General features: G+C 69.4%; 15 protein-coding genes. 10 read left to right on the plus strand and 5 right to left on the minus strand.

Going from position 1 to position 16837, the window contains the following annotated elements:
• Positions 1-148: 148 nt before the first annotated feature.
• The 3 genes from A5655_RS03015 to A5655_RS03025 are packed head-to-tail and all read left to right on the plus strand — an operon-like array spanning position 149 to position 3118.
• Positions 149-937 carry a 3'(2'),5'-bisphosphate nucleotidase CysQ gene (locus tag A5655_RS03015; protein WP_067005435.1) on the plus strand — a complete coding sequence of 263 codons (789 nt, stop codon included), beginning with the start codon at positions 149-151 and terminating at the stop codon, positions 935-937.
• A gap of 26 nt (positions 938-963) precedes the next feature.
• A complete protein-coding gene (mshC, locus tag A5655_RS03020) occupies positions 964-2199 on the plus strand; it encodes a cysteine--1-D-myo-inosityl 2-amino-2-deoxy-alpha-D-glucopyranoside ligase (RefSeq protein WP_067005436.1) in 1236 nt (411 codons plus the stop codon).
• Between the two features lie 19 nt (positions 2200-2218).
• Entirely contained in the window at positions 2219-3118 is a 900-nt protein-coding gene (locus A5655_RS03025) for an SDR family oxidoreductase (RefSeq protein ID WP_067005438.1), read from the plus strand.
• Here A5655_RS03025 and A5655_RS03030 read toward each other — a convergent pair whose 3' ends face one another.
• Positions 3119-3982 (minus strand): PAC2 family protein, encoded by an 864-nt coding sequence (locus A5655_RS03030; RefSeq protein ID WP_197508577.1) that lies wholly within the window; start codon positions 3980-3982, stop codon positions 3119-3121. It abuts the gene before it with no gap.
• A 351-nt stretch (positions 3983-4333) separates the two neighbouring features.
• Between A5655_RS03030 and metH the strand changes: the two genes are divergently transcribed.
• Together metH and A5655_RS03040 are read left to right on the plus strand one after the other, a co-directional pair.
• The gene (metH, locus tag A5655_RS03035; RefSeq protein WP_067005440.1) at positions 4334-8095 is read left to right on the plus strand and encodes a methionine synthase; all 3762 of its coding nucleotides are present in this window, start codon (positions 4334-4336) and stop codon (positions 8093-8095) included.
• A gap of 84 nt (positions 8096-8179) precedes the next feature.
• Positions 8180-8593 (plus strand): VOC family protein, encoded by a 414-nt coding sequence (locus tag A5655_RS03040; protein WP_067005442.1) that lies wholly within the window; start codon positions 8180-8182, stop codon positions 8591-8593.
• On the opposite strand, the gene A5655_RS03045 is transcribed toward A5655_RS03040, so the two are convergent.
• Positions 8590-10011 carry a PPE family protein gene (locus A5655_RS03045; RefSeq protein ID WP_067005484.1) on the minus strand — a complete coding sequence of 474 codons (1422 nt, stop codon included), beginning with the start codon at positions 10009-10011 and terminating at the stop codon, positions 8590-8592. The genes A5655_RS03040 and A5655_RS03045 overlap by 4 nt on opposite strands.
• Before the next feature lie 130 nt (positions 10012-10141).
• Between A5655_RS03045 and A5655_RS03050 the strand changes: the two genes are divergently transcribed.
• The 4 genes from A5655_RS03050 to A5655_RS03065 all read left to right on the plus strand — a co-directional run bounded on the left by A5655_RS03050 (position 10142) and on the right by A5655_RS03065 (position 13278).
• On the plus strand, positions 10142-10423 hold the full coding sequence (locus A5655_RS03050) for a phosphoribosyl-ATP diphosphatase (RefSeq protein ID WP_066937487.1): 282 nt from the start codon (positions 10142-10144) through the stop codon (positions 10421-10423).
• Between the two features lie 2 nt (positions 10424-10425).
• Entirely contained in the window at positions 10426-11283 is an 858-nt protein-coding gene (gene hisG, locus A5655_RS03055) for an ATP phosphoribosyltransferase (protein ID WP_067005444.1), read from the plus strand.
• A 118-nt stretch (positions 11284-11401) separates the two neighbouring features.
• Positions 11402-11911 carry a DUF4126 domain-containing protein gene (locus A5655_RS03060; RefSeq protein ID WP_067005446.1) on the plus strand — a complete coding sequence of 170 codons (510 nt, stop codon included), beginning with the start codon at positions 11402-11404 and terminating at the stop codon, positions 11909-11911.
• Positions 11908-13278: an FAD-containing oxidoreductase gene (locus A5655_RS03065; protein WP_067005448.1), complete on the plus strand. Its 1371-nt coding sequence runs from the start codon at positions 11908-11910 to the stop codon at positions 13276-13278. Before A5655_RS03060 ends, A5655_RS03065 begins: the two co-directional genes overlap by 4 nt.
• Positions 13279-13290: 12 nt before the next feature.
• Here the strand turns inward: A5655_RS03065 and A5655_RS03070 are convergent, their stop codons facing one another.
• The 3 genes from A5655_RS03070 to A5655_RS03080 form a co-directional block, all read right to left on the minus strand.
• On the minus strand, positions 13291-13506 hold the full coding sequence (locus A5655_RS03070; protein ID WP_067005450.1) for a hypothetical protein: 216 nt from the start codon (positions 13504-13506) through the stop codon (positions 13291-13293).
• Positions 13507-13513: 7 nt separating this feature from the next.
• Positions 13514-14782, minus strand: coding sequence for a DEAD/DEAH box helicase (locus A5655_RS03075; protein ID WP_067005452.1), 1269 nt, complete (start codon positions 14780-14782; stop codon positions 13514-13516).
• A 247-nt stretch (positions 14783-15029) separates the two neighbouring features.
• Positions 15030-15920 carry a RecB family exonuclease gene (locus A5655_RS03080; protein WP_067005454.1) on the minus strand — a complete coding sequence of 297 codons (891 nt, stop codon included), beginning with the start codon at positions 15918-15920 and terminating at the stop codon, positions 15030-15032.
• A 74-nt stretch (positions 15921-15994) separates the two neighbouring features.
• On the opposite strand from A5655_RS03080, the gene trmI reads away from it, so the two are divergent.
• Positions 15995-16837 carry a tRNA (adenine(58)-N(1))-methyltransferase TrmI gene (gene trmI / locus A5655_RS03085; RefSeq protein ID WP_067005456.1) on the plus strand — a complete coding sequence of 281 codons (843 nt, stop codon included), beginning with the start codon at positions 15995-15997 and terminating at the stop codon, positions 16835-16837.

Consider the following 16837-nt stretch of genomic DNA (forward strand, 5'->3'; position numbering starts at 1 on the left):
TTCCTGTTGCGGCGGAAGCGTTTTGCGGCCTCCCTCTCGCCGCGAGGGTGGGCTTATCTCCCGCATTGGGCGCGATTCTCGCGTCAAGTGCCCGGCTTGGGCTCCGCTAGGTGGCGGACGTCCGCGTTGAGTCGGCGATACTGATGCGGTGAACCCCGCCCCGGATGGTCTGACGGACGCCGCCTTGGCCGCCGATCTCGCCGCGGACGCGGGAGAGCTGCTGCTCAAGGTGCGCGACGAGATCGGTTTCGGCCATCCCTGGGCGCTCGGCGACGCGGGGGACAGCCTGGCGAACGCGCTGATCCTGCGCCGGCTGCGGGCCGAGCGGCCCGGCGACGCGGTGCTCAGCGAGGAGGCCTACGACGACCTTTCCCGGGTCGACCACGACCGGGTGTGGATCATCGACCCGCTGGACGGCACCCGCGAGTTCTCCACGCCGGGCCGCGACGACTGGGCGGTCCACATCGCGCTGTGGCAGCGCCCCTCCGACGGGCAGCGGGAGATCACCGATGCGGCGGTCTCGCTGCCCGCCCGCGGGAACACCGTGTACCGCAGCGACACCGTGACCGACGGCGCCGCGCGCACCGGCGTCCCCGCGACCATCCGTATCGCGGTCAGCGCCACCCGGCCACCCGCGGTGCTCTACCGCATCCGCCAGACACTGCACATTCAGCCTGTGGCGATCGGATCGGCGGGCGCCAAGGCGATGGCCGTCATCGACGGCGACGTCGACGCCTACGTGCACGCCGGGGGCCAGTGGGAGTGGGACTCGGCGGCCCCGGCCGGGGTGCTGATGGCCGCGGGCATGCACGCGTCGCGGCTCGACGGCTCGCCGCTGCGCTACAACCAGCTCGACCCGTACCTGCCCGACTTCGTCATGTGCCGCGCCGAGCTGGCGCCGATCCTGCTGGGCGCCATCCGGCAGGAATTTCACTGATCGCGTGCGCGTTTAGAGTCGACGTTATGCAGACGTGGTCTTCCGCACAGGTCCCGGTGGTGCCCGGGCGCGGCCCGGAGCTGCGGCTGTACGACACCTCCGACCGGCAGGTGCGGCCGGTGGCGGCCGGGTCCAAGGCCACCATGTACGTCTGCGGGATCACCCCGTACGACGCGACGCACCTGGGTCACGCGGCCACCTACCTGGCGTTCGACCTGGTGTACCGGCAGTGGCTGGACCTCGGCCACGACGTGCATTACGTGCAGAACGTCACCGACATCGACGACCCCCTGCTGGAGCGCGCCGAGCGCGACGGGATCGGCTGGCGCGAGCTGGGCGACCGGGAGGTCGCCCTGTTTCGCGAGGACATGACGGCGCTGCGGATCCTGCCGCCGCGGGAGTACGTCGGGGCGACGGAGGCGATCGCCGAGGTGGTCGAACTCGTCGAGAAGATGCTGGCGTCCGGCGCGGCGTACGTGCTCGACGGCGAATACCCCGACGTCTACTACCGGGCCGACGCCACCCCGCAGTTCGGTTACGAGTCCGGCTATGACCGCGACACCATGCTGGCGCTGTTCGCCGAGCGTGGCGGCGACCCCGCCCGCCCCGGCAAGACCGACGAGCTGGACGCCCTGCTGTGGCGGGCGGCGCGGCCCGGCGAGCCCAGCTGGCCCTCGCCGTTCGGGGACGGCCGGCCCGGCTGGCACGTCGAGTGCGCCGCGATCGCGCTCAGCCGCATCGGCAGCGGCCTGGACATCCAGGGCGGCGGCAGCGACCTGATCTTCCCGCATCACGAATTCACCGCCGCCCACGCCGAATGCGTGCGCGGGGAACGGCGTTTCGCCCGCCACTACGTGCACGCCGGCATGATCGGCTGGGACGGGCACAAGATGTCCAAGAGCCGGGGCAACCTGGTGCTGGTGTCGGAGCTGCGCGCGCAAGGCGTCGAGCCGGCGGCTATCCGGCTGGGCCTGCTGGCCGGGCACTACCGCGCGGACCGGTCTTGGAGCCCGCAGGTGCTCGACGAGGCGACCGAGCGGCTGCGGCGTTGGCGCGCCGCGACCGCGCTGCCCGCCGCCCCGGACGCCGGTGACGTCATCGCGCGGGTGCGCCGGTACCTCGCCGACGACCTTGACACGCCGAAAGCCCTTGCCGCGCTGGATGGTTGGGCGACCGACGCGCTCGAGTACGGCGGCCACGACGCCGGCTCGCCATCGTTGGTGACGACCGCCGTCGATGCGCTGCTGGGAGTGCAGCTGTAAACGGGGTACGTTTTCGCCCATGACGTCGCTGCACGGCAAAGTCGTCTTCATCACCGGCGGCGCCCGCGGCATCGGGGCCGAGGTCGCCCGCCGGCTGCGCAACAAGGGCGCCAGGCTGGTGCTGACCGATCTCGACAAGGCCGAACTGGCGGCGCTCGCCGCCGAACTCGGCGAGGAGCGCGTGCTCACCGCCGTCGCCGACGTGCGCGACCTGCCCGCCATGCAGACCGCGGCCGACAAGGCCGTCGAGCGCTTCGGCGGCATCGACGTCGTCGTGGCGAACGCCGGCATCGCCAGCTACGGATCCGTCCTGCACGTCGACCCCGAGGCGTTCAAACGGGTGCTGGACGTCAACCTGCTCGGCGTCTTCCACACCGTGCGCGCCACGCTGCCGGCGGTGATCGACCGCCGCGGCTACGTGCTGATGGTCTCGTCGCTGGCCGCATACGCCGCCGCCCCGGGCCTGGCGCCGTACAACGCCTCCAAGGCCGGCAACGAGATTCTTGCCAACGCGCTGCGGCTAGAGGTCGCCAACCTCGGCGTGAGCGTCGGCTCGGCGCACATGTCCTGGATCGACACCGCCCTGGTCCGCGACACCAGGGCCGACATCCCCGCTTTCGGCGAGATGATCGCGAAGCTGCCGTGGCCGCTCAACAAGACCACCACCGTCGACGAGTGCGCGAACGCCCTCGTCAAGGGCATCGAGGGCCGCCAGCGCCGGATCTTCAGCCCCCAGTGGGTCGGCCTGATGCGCTGGCTCAAGCCGGTGCTGTCCAGCCCGGTCGGCGAATTCCCCATCCGCGGCATCACCGACGCGCTGTTGCCCCGGATGGACGCGGAGGCCGCCGCGCTCGGCCGCTCCCTGTCCGCGTTCAACGTCGAGTCGCTGCGCGAGACGCGCGATTCGGTCCCCGAGTAGCTATTTACGGCGCCGGCGCAGATAACGCTCGAACTCGGCGGCCAGCGCGTCGCCGTCGATCTTGCCCAGCGCCTCGTTCATGTCGACCTCGGCGTCGCCGCGCTGCTCCAGCGACGACACGTATTCGGCCAGGTCCTCGTCGTCGGCGGCCATCTCGGTGATCGCCTGCTCCCACTCCTCGGCCTGCGCCGGCAGGTCGCCCAGCGGGACCTCGATGTCCAACACGTCCTCGACGCGGCGCAGCAGCGCCACCGTCGCCTTCGGGTTCGGCGGGTTGGACACGTAGTGCGGCACTGCGGCCCAGAACGTCACGGCGGGGATCCCGGCGGCCACGCAGGCGTCCTGGAACACCCCGGCGATGCCGGTCGGACCCTCGTAGCGGGTTTCCTCGAGGCCGAAGCGTTTCGCCGATTCGGGGGAGTAGGCCGCACCGGACACCGGGACCGGGCGGGTGTGCGGCGTGTCGGCGAGCAGGGCGCCGAGGATGACGACGGTGTCGACGTTGAGCTTGTCGGCGATGGCCAGCAACTCGGCGCAGAACGTCCGCCAGCGCATGTTGGGCTCCACGCCGTGCATCAGCACGACGTCGCGGTCGCTGCCCGGGGGACGGCAGTGGGTGATCCGCATCGCCGGCCACACCAGCTCGCGGGTCACCCCGTCGATTTGCCGGATGACCGGGCGATTCACCTGGTAGTCGTAGTACGCCTCGTCATCGATCTCGACGATCGGGTCGGCCTCCCAGATGGCATCCAGGTGCTCGAGCGCATCGCTGGCCGCGTCGCCGGCGTCGTTCCAGCCCTCGAACGCCGCCACAACGATGGTGTTGTGCAATTCGGGCAGCGGGCTGCCTTCGGCCGGGTTCACAGAATCAGCGTACGGCCTCTGTCAGGCGGCCGGCGCGATCGCTCGCCGACATCGGGCGGGGATCCGGCACGACCGGGGCGTTTGCATAGGACGACTATCCTTGTGGGGCGTGACTCCGAAATACGGCCGGCCGCAAACTGGTTAACCTTGGTAACTATCACGCCGCCGGCAGGCCCGCGAGCTGTCGATCGCGGCGACGAGTTGGGCGTCCAGACGTCGATCGCATGACGACGTAGACTTTTCTGGTCGAGAGGCGTTGCAACGGTTCCGGTTCCCCGCCGGTATCCGCCACGCTCGGCAGAGTCGACGTTGTTGACGAGAAGGACGCCTTCCGCTACGGAAGGAACGTGTGTGAACCCCGCTGACACGGACTCGGCTACGAAGACATTCGCGCCCAACATCCGCCCCAACTGCACCGACGAACTGACGGCTGCCCTGCGCCGGCGGATCATGGTGATCGACGGCGCGATGGGCACGGCGATCCAGCGGGACCGGCCGGACGAGGCCGGCTACCGCGGCGACCGGTTCACCGAGTGGCCGACCGCTCTGCAGGGCAACAACGACCTGCTCAACCTGACGCAGCCGCAGATCATCGCCGGGATCCACCGCGAGTACCTCGAGGCGGGCGCCGACATCCTGGAGACCAACACGTTCAATGCGAACGCGATCTCGCTCTCCGACTACGACATGGCGGACCTGGCCTACGAGCTGAACTACGCCGGCGCCGCCCTGGCCCGCAAGGCCGCCGACGAGTTCGGCACGCCCGAGAAGCCCCGCTACGTCGCCGGCGCGATCGGGCCCACGACCCGGACCGCGTCGATCTCGCCGGACGTCAACGACCCCGGGGCCCGCAACGTCTCCTACGACCAGCTGGTCGCCGCCTACCTCGAGGCCGCCAACGGCCTGGTGGACGGCGGTGTCGACCTCCTTATCGTCGAGACGATCTTCGACTCGCTGAACGCCAAGGCGGCGGTGTTCGCCGTCGAGACGCTGTTCGAGGAGCGCGGACGGCGCTGGCCGGTCATCATCTCGGGCACCATCACCGACGCTTCCGGGCGGACGTTGTCCGGTCAGGTCACCGAGGCCTTCTGGAACTCGATCCGGCACGCGAAGCCGATCGCGGTCGGCCTCAACTGCGCCCTGGGTGCGCCGGAGATGCGGCCCTACATCGCCGAGATGTCGCGGATCGCGGACACTTTCGTCTCCTGCTACCCCAACGCCGGCCTGCCCAACGCCTTCGGCGAGTACGACGAGACCCCGGAGCGCCAGGCCGGCTACATCGCCGACTTCGCCGAGGCCGGTCTGGTCAACCTGGTCGGTGGCTGCTGCGGGACGGCGCCGCCGCACATCGCCGAGATCGCCAAGGTCGTCGACGGCAAGGCGCCGCGCGAGGTGCCGCAGATCCCGGTCGCCACCAGGCTGGCCGGCCTGGAGCCGCTCAACATCACCGACGAGTCGCTGTTCGTGAACATCGGCGAGCGCACCAACATCACCGGCTCCGCCCGGTTCCGCAACCTGATCAAGGCCGAGGACTACGACACCGCGCTGTCGGTCGCGCTGCAGCAGGTCGAGGTCGGCGCGCAGGTCATCGACATCAACATGGACGAGGGCATGATCGACGGCGTCGCCGCGATGGACCGATTCACCAAGCTGATCGCGGCGGAGCCGGACATCAGCCGCGTCCCGGTGATGATCGACTCGTCCAAGTGGGAGGTCATCGAGGCGGGCCTGAAGAACGTGCAGGGCAAGCCGATCGTCAACTCGATCTCCATGAAGGAGGGCGAGGAGAAGTTCATCCGCGAGGCCCGGTTGTGCCGCAAGTACGGCGCCGCCGTCGTCGTGATGGCCTTCGACGAGCAGGGCCAGGCCGACAACCTGGAGCGTCGCAAGGAGATCTGTGGGCGGGCCTACCGGATCCTGACCGAAGAGGTCGGTTTCCCGCCCGAGGACATCATCTTCGACCCGAACTGCTTCGCGCTGGCCACCGGTATCGAGGAGCACGCGACGTATGGGATCGACTTCATCGAGGCCTGCGCCTGGATCAAGGAGAACCTGCCCGGGGTGCACCTTTCCGGCGGCATCTCGAACGTGTCGTTCTCGTTCCGGGGGAATAACCCCGTCCGCGAGGCGATCCACGCGGTGTTCCTGTTCCACGCCATCAAGGCCGGCCTGGACATGGGCATCGTCAACGCCGGCGCGCTGGTGCCCTACGACTCGATCGACCCCGAGCTGCGGGACCGCATTGAGGACGTCGTCCTGAACCGCCGCGCGGACGCGGCCGAGAGGCTGCTGGAGATCGCCGAACGGTTTAACAGCAAGGAGAAGGGCGAGGACCCCGCGGCGGCCGAGTGGCGTAGCCTGCCGGTCCGCGAGCGGATCACGCACGCCCTGGTCAAGGGCATCGACGCCCACGTCGACGCCGACACCGAGGAACTGCGGGCCGAGATCGCCGCCGCCGGGGGTCGCCCGATCGAGGTGATCGAGGGCCCGCTGATGGACGGCATGAACGTCGTCGGCGACCTCTTCGGCTCGGGCAAGATGTTCCTGCCCCAGGTCGTGAAGTCGGCCCGGGTGATGAAGAAGGCCGTGGCGTACCTGCTGCCGTTCATCGAGGCGGAGAAGGAGGAGTCCGGGGCGGCCGCCGGTAAGGACACCAACGGCACGATCGTGATGGCGACGGTCAAGGGCGACGTCCACGACATCGGGAAGAACATCGTCGGGGTTGTCCTGCAGTGCAACAACTTCGAGGTGATCGACCTCGGTGTGATGGTGCCGGCCGAGAAGATCCTGGCCGCGGCGAGGGAGCACGACGCCGACATCATCGGGCTGTCCGGACTGATCACCCCGTCGCTGGACGAGATGGTCAACTTCGCCGTCGAGATGGAACGCGAGGGGCTGGAAATCCCGCTGCTGATCGGCGGCGCGACCACCTCGCGCGCCCACACGGCCGTGAAGGTGTCGCCGCGCCGCAGCGGCCCGGTGGTCTGGGTCAAGGACGCGTCCCGCTCGGTGCCCGTCGCCGCCGCGCTGCTCGACGACAAGCAGCGGCCGGCCCTGCTGGAGGCCACCGAAGCCGACTACGCCTCGCTGCGCGAACGGCACGCCCAGAAGAACGAGCGCCCGATGCTGACGCTGGAGAAGGCCCGCGCCAACCGGACGCCGATCGTGTGGGACGGCTACACGCCGCCGGTGCCCGCCCAGGGCCTCGGCGTGCGTGAGTTCTCCGACTATGACCTCGCCGAGTTGCGCGAGTACATCGACTGGCAGCCGTTCTTCAACGCTTGGGAGATGAAGGGCCGCTTCCCCGACATCCTCAACAACCCGGCCTCGGGTGAGGCCGCCCGCAAGCTGTACGACGACGCGCAGCAGATGCTCGACACCCTGATCAAGGAGAAGTGGCTGACCGCCAACGGCGTGATCGGGTTCTTCCCGGCCAACGCCGTGGGGGACGACGTCGAGGTGTACACCGACGAGACCCGCACCGAGGTGCTGACCACGCTGCACAACCTGCGCCAGCAGGGCGAGCACCGCGACGGCATCCCGAACCGGTCGCTGGGCGACTTCATCGCGCCCAAGGACACCGGTCTGGCCGACTACGTCGGCGCCTTCGCCGTCACCGCCGGGCTCGGCAGCCAGGAGAAGATCGCGGAGTTCAAGGCGGCCCTCGACGACTACAGCGCGATCCTGCTGGAGTCGGTCGCCGACCGGCTGGCGGAGGCATTCGCCGAACGGATGCACCAACGGGTCCGCAAGGAGTTCTGGGGATACCAGCCGGACGAGCAGCTGGACAACGACGCGCTCATCGACGAGAAGTACAAGGGAATCCGCCCGGCCCCCGGATACCCCGCCTGCCCGGAGCACACCGAGAAGGTGACGCTGTGGAAGCTGATGGACGTCAAGGAGCGCACCGGCATCGAGCTGACCGAGTCGATGGCGATGTGGCCCGGCGCGGCCGTCAGCGGCTGGTACTTCTCGCACCCGCAGTCGCAGTACTTCGTGGTCGGCCGGTTGGCCCAGGACCAGGTCGCCGACTACGCCAAGCGCAAGGGCTGGACCATGGCCGAAGCCGAGCGCTGGCTCGCGCCCAACCTCGGCTACAACCCCGAGGACTGAGCCCTACGAGGCCAAGCACTTCAACGTCTGACGGTCGCCTGCGCGGCGTATCCTCGGCCCAGTCGACCGGGGAGGTGCCTCGAGATGGCTGGAGACGCAAGGGTCAGCGTCCGCTACATCGTCCACGACGTGGACGCCGCGATCGATTTCTATTGCCAGCAGTTGGGATTTCATGAAGACATGCACCCTGCGCCGGGGTTCGCGATGCTCTCGCGGGGGTACCTGCGCCTGGTGTTGAGCAGCCCGGGCGCCGGCCCGGGCGGCGGTCAGGCCATGCCCGACGGGACGTTGCCCGCGCCGGGGGGCTGGAACCGATTCTCGATTGAGGTGACCGACCTGGCGGCTACGGTCGAGCGGCTGCGCGCCGAGGGAGCGCACTTCCGCAACGACATCATCACCGGTGTCGGCGGCAAGCAGATCCTTGTCGAGGACCCCTCTGGAAACCCGATCGAGCTGTTCGAACCCATCCTCGCCGAGGCGCGGCTGGGCGGGGACTAATCACGGGGATCCCAGGAGTTGGGCAGCATCGGCTCCGGTGGGGCGGCGCCGAACCCGCCGCCGCGCAGGTTGATGAGTCCTTGAGCCTGTCCCGCAGCCGATTTCGGGACGGTTCCGGCGAAGCCGAGCGAGCCTGAGCCGTCCGTGGCGGCGATGACCGCCTCTTGCGGTGGGTCGGACGGCAGCGTCGCACGCCCGTCTTGCTCCAGGTACTCGACGCGGTATTTGCGCGCACGCCGGCGCGCCTTGGCGGTTCGCTTCGCCCTCGCCTGGTCGCCGTCCGCCGGGACGGTGGCCGGGGGAGCCGCCGCGCCCGCGCTGAGGGCGGCGGCCGCGTCGGTGCCGGAGGTCGGCGCGACGCCGTCGCCGTCGGGACCGCCGCCCACCACGTAGAAACCTTCGGCGGCCGGGGCGGCGGGAACCGTCGGGGAGGCCGGCGCCGCGGCGCCGCCCGCCGCGCCAATCGATGCGGCAACGGGCGCGGCGGCGCCGGTGCCGGCGAGCGTGATTCCCGCGGCCACGGGCCACTTCTGGTGCCCGGGGGCACCCCCAGCCACGACCGCCGGTCCGGAGTCCGCCCCGAGCCCGGCGAGACCGGCCAAACCGGCGAGGCCGACGGGCAACGCGAGCGGGCCCAGCAGCGGAGTGAACGGGCCGAAATAGATCATGGGGTCCAGCACGGAGTAGGCGAGGATCGTGAATATTTCGCTGGATACGAGCGAGATCAACGCGTCCAGCGCCTGGACGACGACGCCGCCGAGCGGCCCGGTCAACGTTTGTGCGGCCAGGTCTCGAAGGGTGTCGAGGAGGCCTTGCAGCGCCTGAAGGATCAGCTTGGTCGGGTCGGGGAAGCTGCTGCCCGCGGCGGGCATCGCGGCGGCGCTCACGATTTGGGGCGCGGGCGATGTCGTTGGGATCGCCGAGAGGCTTTCCTCCGAGACGCCTTGGTAGGCGGTCATGGTGGCGGCGGCCTGGAGCCACATCCGCAGGTAGTCGGCTTCGTTGAGCGCGATCGGAATGGTGTTGACGCCGAAGAAATTGGTGGCGATCAAGACGCCGTGCACCGCGTGGTTGGCCGCGAGCTCGGCCATCGTGGGCATCGCGGCCAACGCCGTCGTATAGCCGGCGGCGGCCGCCTCGTGCCCGCCCGCGGCCGCGGCCGCGCGGGTGCTGGCCTGACCCAGCCAATAAAGAAAGGGCTGATGGGCCGCCACGAACCGCTCCGCCGTCGGCCCCTGCCACGCCGCGCCCCGAGCCACGTCGAGCAGCGCGGCGAGTTCCGTTGCGGCGGAGGCATATTCCGCGGCGAGCAGGCGCCACGCTCCGGCGGCGGCGAGCAGCGGGCCCGGGCCCGCGCCGGTGGAGAGCAGCGCGGAATGGACTTCGGGAGGAACAGCGAACCACATCGGGAAGGTCACGGCCGGCTCCTTCAACATGAGAAGAATTAAAGTTAGCCTAACCTATATTAGGGTGACCTAACGTGAAGCGCTTTCCCGGCGAAACCGAACCGTGCCGCGCCGAAACCGCCGTGACTTCGCTCGCCGGCACGTGAAACAATCGCTGGCCGTGAAGACCTTCGAGGATCTGTTCGCCGAACTCGGCGACCGTGCCCGCACCCGGCCGGCCGGCAGCGCCACGGTCGCCGCGCTGGACGGCGGCATCCATGGGCTGGGCAAGAAGATCCTGGAGGAGGCCGGCGAGGTGTGGCTGGCCGCCGAACACGAACCCGACGACGCGCTGGCCGAGGAGATCAGCCAGTTGCTGTACTGGACGCAGGTGCTGATGATCGCGCGCGGGCTGTCCCTCGACGACGTCTACCGGAAGCTGTGAGCATGCTGCGGGTTGCGGTACCCAACAAAGGCACGCTGAGCGAGCCGGCCAGCGAGATCCTCTCGGAGGCCGGCTACCGTCGGCGCACGGACTCCAAGGACCTCACCGTCATCGACCCCGTCAACCAGGTCGAGTTCTTCTTCCTGCGGCCCAAAGACATTGCGATCTACGTGGGTTCGGGGGAGCTGGACTTCGGCATCACCGGGCGGGACCTGGTCCGGGATTCCGACGCACCGGTGCGCGAACGCCTGGCGCTGGGTTTCGGGTCGTCGAGCTTCCGGTACGCCGGCCCGGCCGGGCGGGACTGGACGACGGCCGACCTGGCCGGCAAACGGATCGCCACCGCCTACCCGAACCTGGTCCGAAAGGACTTGGCGGAAAAGGGCATTGAGGCGACGGTGATCCGGCTCGACGGCGCGGTGGAGATCTCGGTGCAGCTCGGGGTGGCCGACGCCATCGCCGACGTGGTCGGGTCCGGGCGCACGCTGAGCCTGCACGACCTGGTGGCGTTCGGTGAGCCGCTGTGCGATTCGGAGGCGGTGCTGATCGAGCGCGCCGACGAGGGCGGCCACGGCGAGACCAAAGCCGTGCGCGATCAGCTGGTCGCGCGGGTCCAGGGTGTGGTGTTCGGCCAGCAATACCTGATGCTCGATTACGACTGCCCGCGTTCGGTGCTGGACAAGGCCACGTCGATAACGCCGGGATTGGAGTCGCCCACGATCGCGCCGCTCGCCGATCCGGATTGGGTGGCGATCCGCGCCCTGGTGCCGCGCCGCGGCGTCAACGAGATCATGGACGAGCTCGCCTCCATCGGCGCCAAGGCGATCCTGGCGTCCGACATCAGGTTCTGCCGGTTCTGATCAAACGGGTGCCGTACTCGGCGCTGTGTTAGCGTCCGCGTAGGGCTGTCGCCCGCGTCATCCCATGGGCCGCCATCCCTCACCGTTGCCGGGCTGTCTAGTCCCCAGGAGGGTCTTCGTGACACATGCGCTAATTCTGCTGCTGGCTTTGCTGATCGGTGTCGTCGCCGGGTTGCGTTCGCTGACCGCTCCCGCCGTCGTCGCCTGGGGCGCCTATCTCGGTTGGATCGACCTGCATGGCACGTGGGCGTCGTGGATGGGGAACATCATCACGGCCGTCGTGTTCACCGTTCTCGCCGTCGGGGAACTCGTCAACGACAAGCTGCCAAAGACGCCGGCCCGTACGGCGCCACCGATCTTCGCCGCGCGGATCATCATGGGCGGGTTGGCGGGCGCGGCGCTGGGCGCGTGGCCGCACTGGACCTTTTCCGCGCTCGGCGCGGGCATCATCGGGGCGGTGCTCGGCACCTTCGGCGGTTATCAGGCGCGCAAGCGGCTGGCCGCGGTGGCCGGCAAGGATCTGCCGATCGCGCTGCTCGAGGATGCGATCGCGGTCCTGGGCGGGTTCGCCATCGTCGCGGTGACGGGTCACGTGCTGACGGAATACATCCTGACGGCGGTTAAGTGACGGAGCGCTTCGACGCCATAATCGTCGGCGCCGGGCAGGCCGGACCCCCGCTGGCGGGCCGGCTGACGGCGGCCGGGCAGCGCGTCGCGATCATCGAGCGCAAGCTCATCGGCGGCACCTGCGTCAACACCGGATGCATCCCGACCAAGACGCTGGTGGCCAGCGCGCACGCCGCCCACCTGGCGCGCCGCGGCGCGGAATACGGCGTGGGGACCGGCTCGGTCAACGTCGACATGGCAAAAGTCAAGGCGCGCAAGGACGACATCATGCTCGGCGACCGCAAGGGCGTCGAAAGCTGGCTGGAGGGCATGGAGGGCTGCACCGTCATTCGCGGACACGCCCGCTTCGAGGACCCGCACACGATCAGCGTCAACGGCGACCTGCTGCACGGGGAGCGGATCTTCCTCAACGTCGGCGGGCGCGCCGTCGTGCCCGACCTCCCCGGACTGTCGGACATCGACTACCTCACCAACGTGTCGATCCTCGAACTCGACACGCTGCCAGCGCATCTCGTCATCGTCGGCGGCAGCTACATCGCGCTGGAGTTCGCTCAGATGTACCGGCGCTTCGGGGCGCGGGTGACCGTGGTCGAGCGCGGCCCGCGGCTGGCGTCCCGCGAGGACGAGGACGTTTCGGCCACGGTCAGGGAGATCCTGGAGGCCGAGGGCATCGACATCGTCGTCGGCGCCGAAGACGTGCGAATCACCAAGATGGACAACGGTTTTGAACTGACACCGCGTGCCGGTGCCGAGCCCATCGCCGGGAGCCATCTGCTGATGGCGGTGGGCCGGCGACCGAACACCGACGACCTCGGCCTGGAGGCGGCCGGCGTGCAGACCGATGCCCGCGGCTACATCGTCGTCGACGACGCGCTCCAGACCAGTGTCGATCACATCTGGGCGATGGGCGACTGCAATGGCAAGGGCGCGTTCACCCACACGTCGTACAACGATTTCGAAATCGTCGCCGCGAATCTGCTCGACAACGATCCCCGCCGGGTGAGCGACCGCATCACCACCTACGCGCTCTATATCGACCCGCCGCTGGGGCGTGCCGGGATGAGCGTGAGCCAGGTCCGTGCGTCCGGCCGCAAGGCGCTGGTCGGCAAGCGGCCGATGACGCGGGTCGGCCGGGCGGTGGAAAAGGGTGAGACGCAAGGCTTTATGAAGGTGGTGGTGGACGCCGAGACCGACGAGATCCTGGGGGCGGCCATCCTCGGCGTCGGCGGCGACGAGGCGATTCACGCCATTCTGGATGTCATGTCGGCCAAGGCGCCGTACACGACGCTGTCGCGCACGATGCACATCCACCCCACGGTCAGCGAGCTGATTCCCACGATGCTGCAGGAGATGTCGCCGCTCGAGTGAGCGTCCGACGAGCTATGGCGCCTTGGCGTACCGGCGAACGACGTCGTCCTCACCGAACGAGCTCGTCTGCTGTTGGCCCTGGGCATCGCGGCCGAAGAACGTCCACCGCTGTGGCGTGGTCTGCGGCCCGCCGATGATCTTGACCGTATAGCGGAGATCGGTGCGGTTCGCCGTGCCGATCACATCGCCGACGCGAACCTTGGACGGATGAATCTGCTGTTCGGCCATGATTTCCCTAACGGTGGGTGGTCGTTGCGGGGCGGCGAGAGCGGCGGCGTCTGCTGCGCGCCGCGGGCGGACGGTTGGAGGGCGCCGCGACGGGCACGACGGCCCTGCGGGGCGCGGCCGCGCCGACCAGGGCGTGGATGGCGGGGGAGGCCGCGCTGACCCGCTGGGGCACCGCACGAATGGCCGCCTTGCGCATCATCGACTCGGTTTCCCGGCGCTGCTCGGGCAGCACGATGGTGACGACGTCACCGGAGGCGCCGGCCCGGGCCGTGCGGCCGGACCTGTGCAGGTAGGCCTTGTGCTCGGCGGGCGGGTCGACGTGCACCACCAGTTCGATGTCGTCCACGTGCACGCCGCGGGCGGCGATGTCGGTCGCAACCAGCACCCGGGCGTGGCCGGCGGCGAAGGCCGCGAGGTTTCGGTCGCGTGCGGGTTGGGACAGGTTGCCGTGCAGCTCGACCGACGCGATGCCCGATTGGGTGAGCTGGCGGGCCAGCTTTCGCGCCTGATGCTTAGTCCTCATGAAGAGGATTCGCCGGGACTCTCCCGAGGCCAACCGGTGCACCAATTCCTTCTTGGCTTCGATCCCGTCGACACAGAAGACGTGATGCGTCATCTCGGGCGCCGACGACGTCGCCTCCACCACCGACCGGGTCACCGGATCGCTGAGGAATCGCTTGACCAGGGTGTCGACGGCGGCGTCCAGGGTGGCCGAGAACAGCATCCGCTGCCCGACGGCGGGGGTGGCCGCCAGGATGCGGGTGACGGTCGGGAGAAAACCGAGATCGGCCATGTGGTCGGCTTCGTCGATGACCGTGACCTGAACGGCGTCCAAGCTGATCACGCGTTGCTTCATCAGGTCGTCGAGGCGGCCGGGGCAGGCCACGACGATGTCGATGCCGGCCCTCAGCGCGGCGGCCTGCCTGTTCTGCGAGACCCCGCCGAAGATGGTCGCGACGCGCAGCCCGCGCACCTTGGCGAGCGGCTCGATGGTCGCGGCGATCTGCGTCGCCAGTTCGCGGGTGGGCGCCAGCACCAGCCCCGTGGGCCGGCCCGGTCGCCGGTCAGCCGGGTCGAGCCGACTGACCAGCGGGATCGAGAATGCGAGCGTCTTGCCGCTGCCCGTCTTTCCGCGGCCCAGCACGTCGCGGCCGGCAAGCGTGTCCGGCAACGTCTGCACTTGAATCGGAAACGGCTGGCTGACGCCTCGCGCGGCGAGCGCGTCGACCAGTGGGGGGCTCACACCCAGGTGAGCAAAAGTTTTGTCTTCCAGCATGTTTCGATGTCCCTAAAGCTTCGATGGTGGCGAGATTGCCGGTGTGGCAATATCGGTCGCCGCGACTCGAGCTTCCGCAGGGCGCGCCTGGTCGTCTTGGACTCGGCGCCCCGCAGGGATCTGAGTAAAGAAAACAAAGAATCGATCACGACTCGTCGGCAACCCACTCGGTCGCCGACGCTTCAGCCAGGATACCGCACTCGGGGGCGAATTCGCGTATTCGACGGTTTCTTGCCCCCCCGGGGCATCACGCCGCCGGTTCGGTCGGATGCGAGATGGGTTGCGCCGCAGTGATATCCGGCCAGCCCGGGTAGGGCGGGGGCGTTCCGCCGAAGGTCGGGCAGTGCTGCTGGTGCGGGCACCACTCGCACAGCCGCGACGGGCTGGGCCGGAAATCGCCCGTCGGCGCCGCGGACTGGATGGCGCGCCAGATCGCCATCAGCGTCTTCTCGAAGCGCAGCAGCTCGTCGTGGTCGGGCGCGTAGTCCAGCACCTGGCCGTCGGCCAGGTAGATGATGCGTAGCCGGGTGGGCAGCACGCCGCGGGAACGCAGCAATGCCACCGCGTAGAACTTCATCTGGAACATGGCCTTGAACTCGGCCAGCGCCCGCGCTTCGGGTGGAGCCTTGCCGGTCTTGTAGTCCACCACCCGCAGCTCGCCGGTGGCCGCGACGTCGATCCGGTCGATGAAGCCCCGCAGCAGCGTGCCGTCGGCGAGTTCGACCTCGACGCGTTCTTCGCAGCTTTGCGGGTCGAACCGGGTCGGGTCCTCGAGCCGGTAATAGCCGGCGAGCAACGCGCGGGCCTCCGCCAGCAGTTCGGTTCGCCGTTCGGGATCCATGTCGCAGGCCAGGTCGGGTTCGGCGGCGATCACCCGGTCCCAGGCGGGCTCCACCAGCGACGTGGCGGTGTCGGGGCCGCGCATCTCGGCCGGCAGGCCGTAGAGCTGCTCCAAGGCGGCGTGCACGACGGAGCCGCGCAGCTGTGCGGTCGACGGCGCCTCGGGCAGCCGGTCGATCGCCCGGAAGCGGTACAGCAACGGGCATTGCTTGAAATCCGCCGCGCGCGACGGTGACAGCGCAGGTTTGGAAGCCGGTTTCGAGGCCGGCCGGCTCAGTTCCTCCGGCTGGTCCGTCATGTGCGCAGCCTAGAACCGGACGCCGACAACCCCCAAGCACCGGCCGCGGCGCGTCGGCTGGCACGCTAGACGGCGTGTCCGCGACCGGCCCATTCAGCGTTGGCGAACGGGTCCAGCTCACCGACGCCAAGGGCCGGCATTACACGATGTCCCTCACCCCCGGCGCGGAGTTCCACACCCACCGCGGGTCGATCCCGCACGACGCCGTGATCGGGCTGCAGCAGGGCAGCGTGGTCAAGTCCAGCAACGGCGCCGATTACCTGGTGCTGCGCCCGCTGCTCATCGACTACTTGATGTCGATGCCCCGCGGGCCGCAGGTGATCTACCCCAAGGACGCCGCCCAGATCCTGCACGAGGGCGACATCTTCCCGGGCGCGCGGGTGCTGGAGGCGGGCGCCGGATCGGGCGCGCTGACCTGCTCGCTGCTGCGCGCCGTCGGGCCCGAAGGGCGGGTGGTCTCCTACGAGCAGCGCGCCGACCACGCCGAACACGCCCGCCGCAACGTGTCGGTGTTTTTTGACGGCGAACCCGACAATTGGCAACTGATCGTCAGCGACGTCGTGGACTCCGACATGCCCGACGGCTCCTTCGACCGCGCCGTGCTCGACATGCTCGCGCCGTGGGAGGTGCTCGAGGCGGCGGCGCGCCTGTTGATAGCCGGCGGGGTGTTGATGATCTACGTCGCCACCGTCACCCAGCTGTCGCGGACGGTGGAGGCGCTGCGGGCCCAGCAGTGCTGGACCGAGCCCCGCTCGTGGGAGACGCTGCAACGCGGCTGGAACGTCGTCGGGCTGGCGGTGCGGCCGCAGCACTCGATGCGCGGGCACACGGCGTTCCTGATCTTCACGCGCCGGCTCGCGCCGGGCGTCGTCGCCCCGGCGCCGCTGGGCCGCAAGCGCCCGGGCCGAGACGGGTAG

The organism is Mycobacterium sp. 1081908.1, assembly GCF_001673535.1.
Lineage (GTDB): Bacteria > Actinomycetota > Actinomycetes > Mycobacteriales > Mycobacteriaceae > Mycobacterium.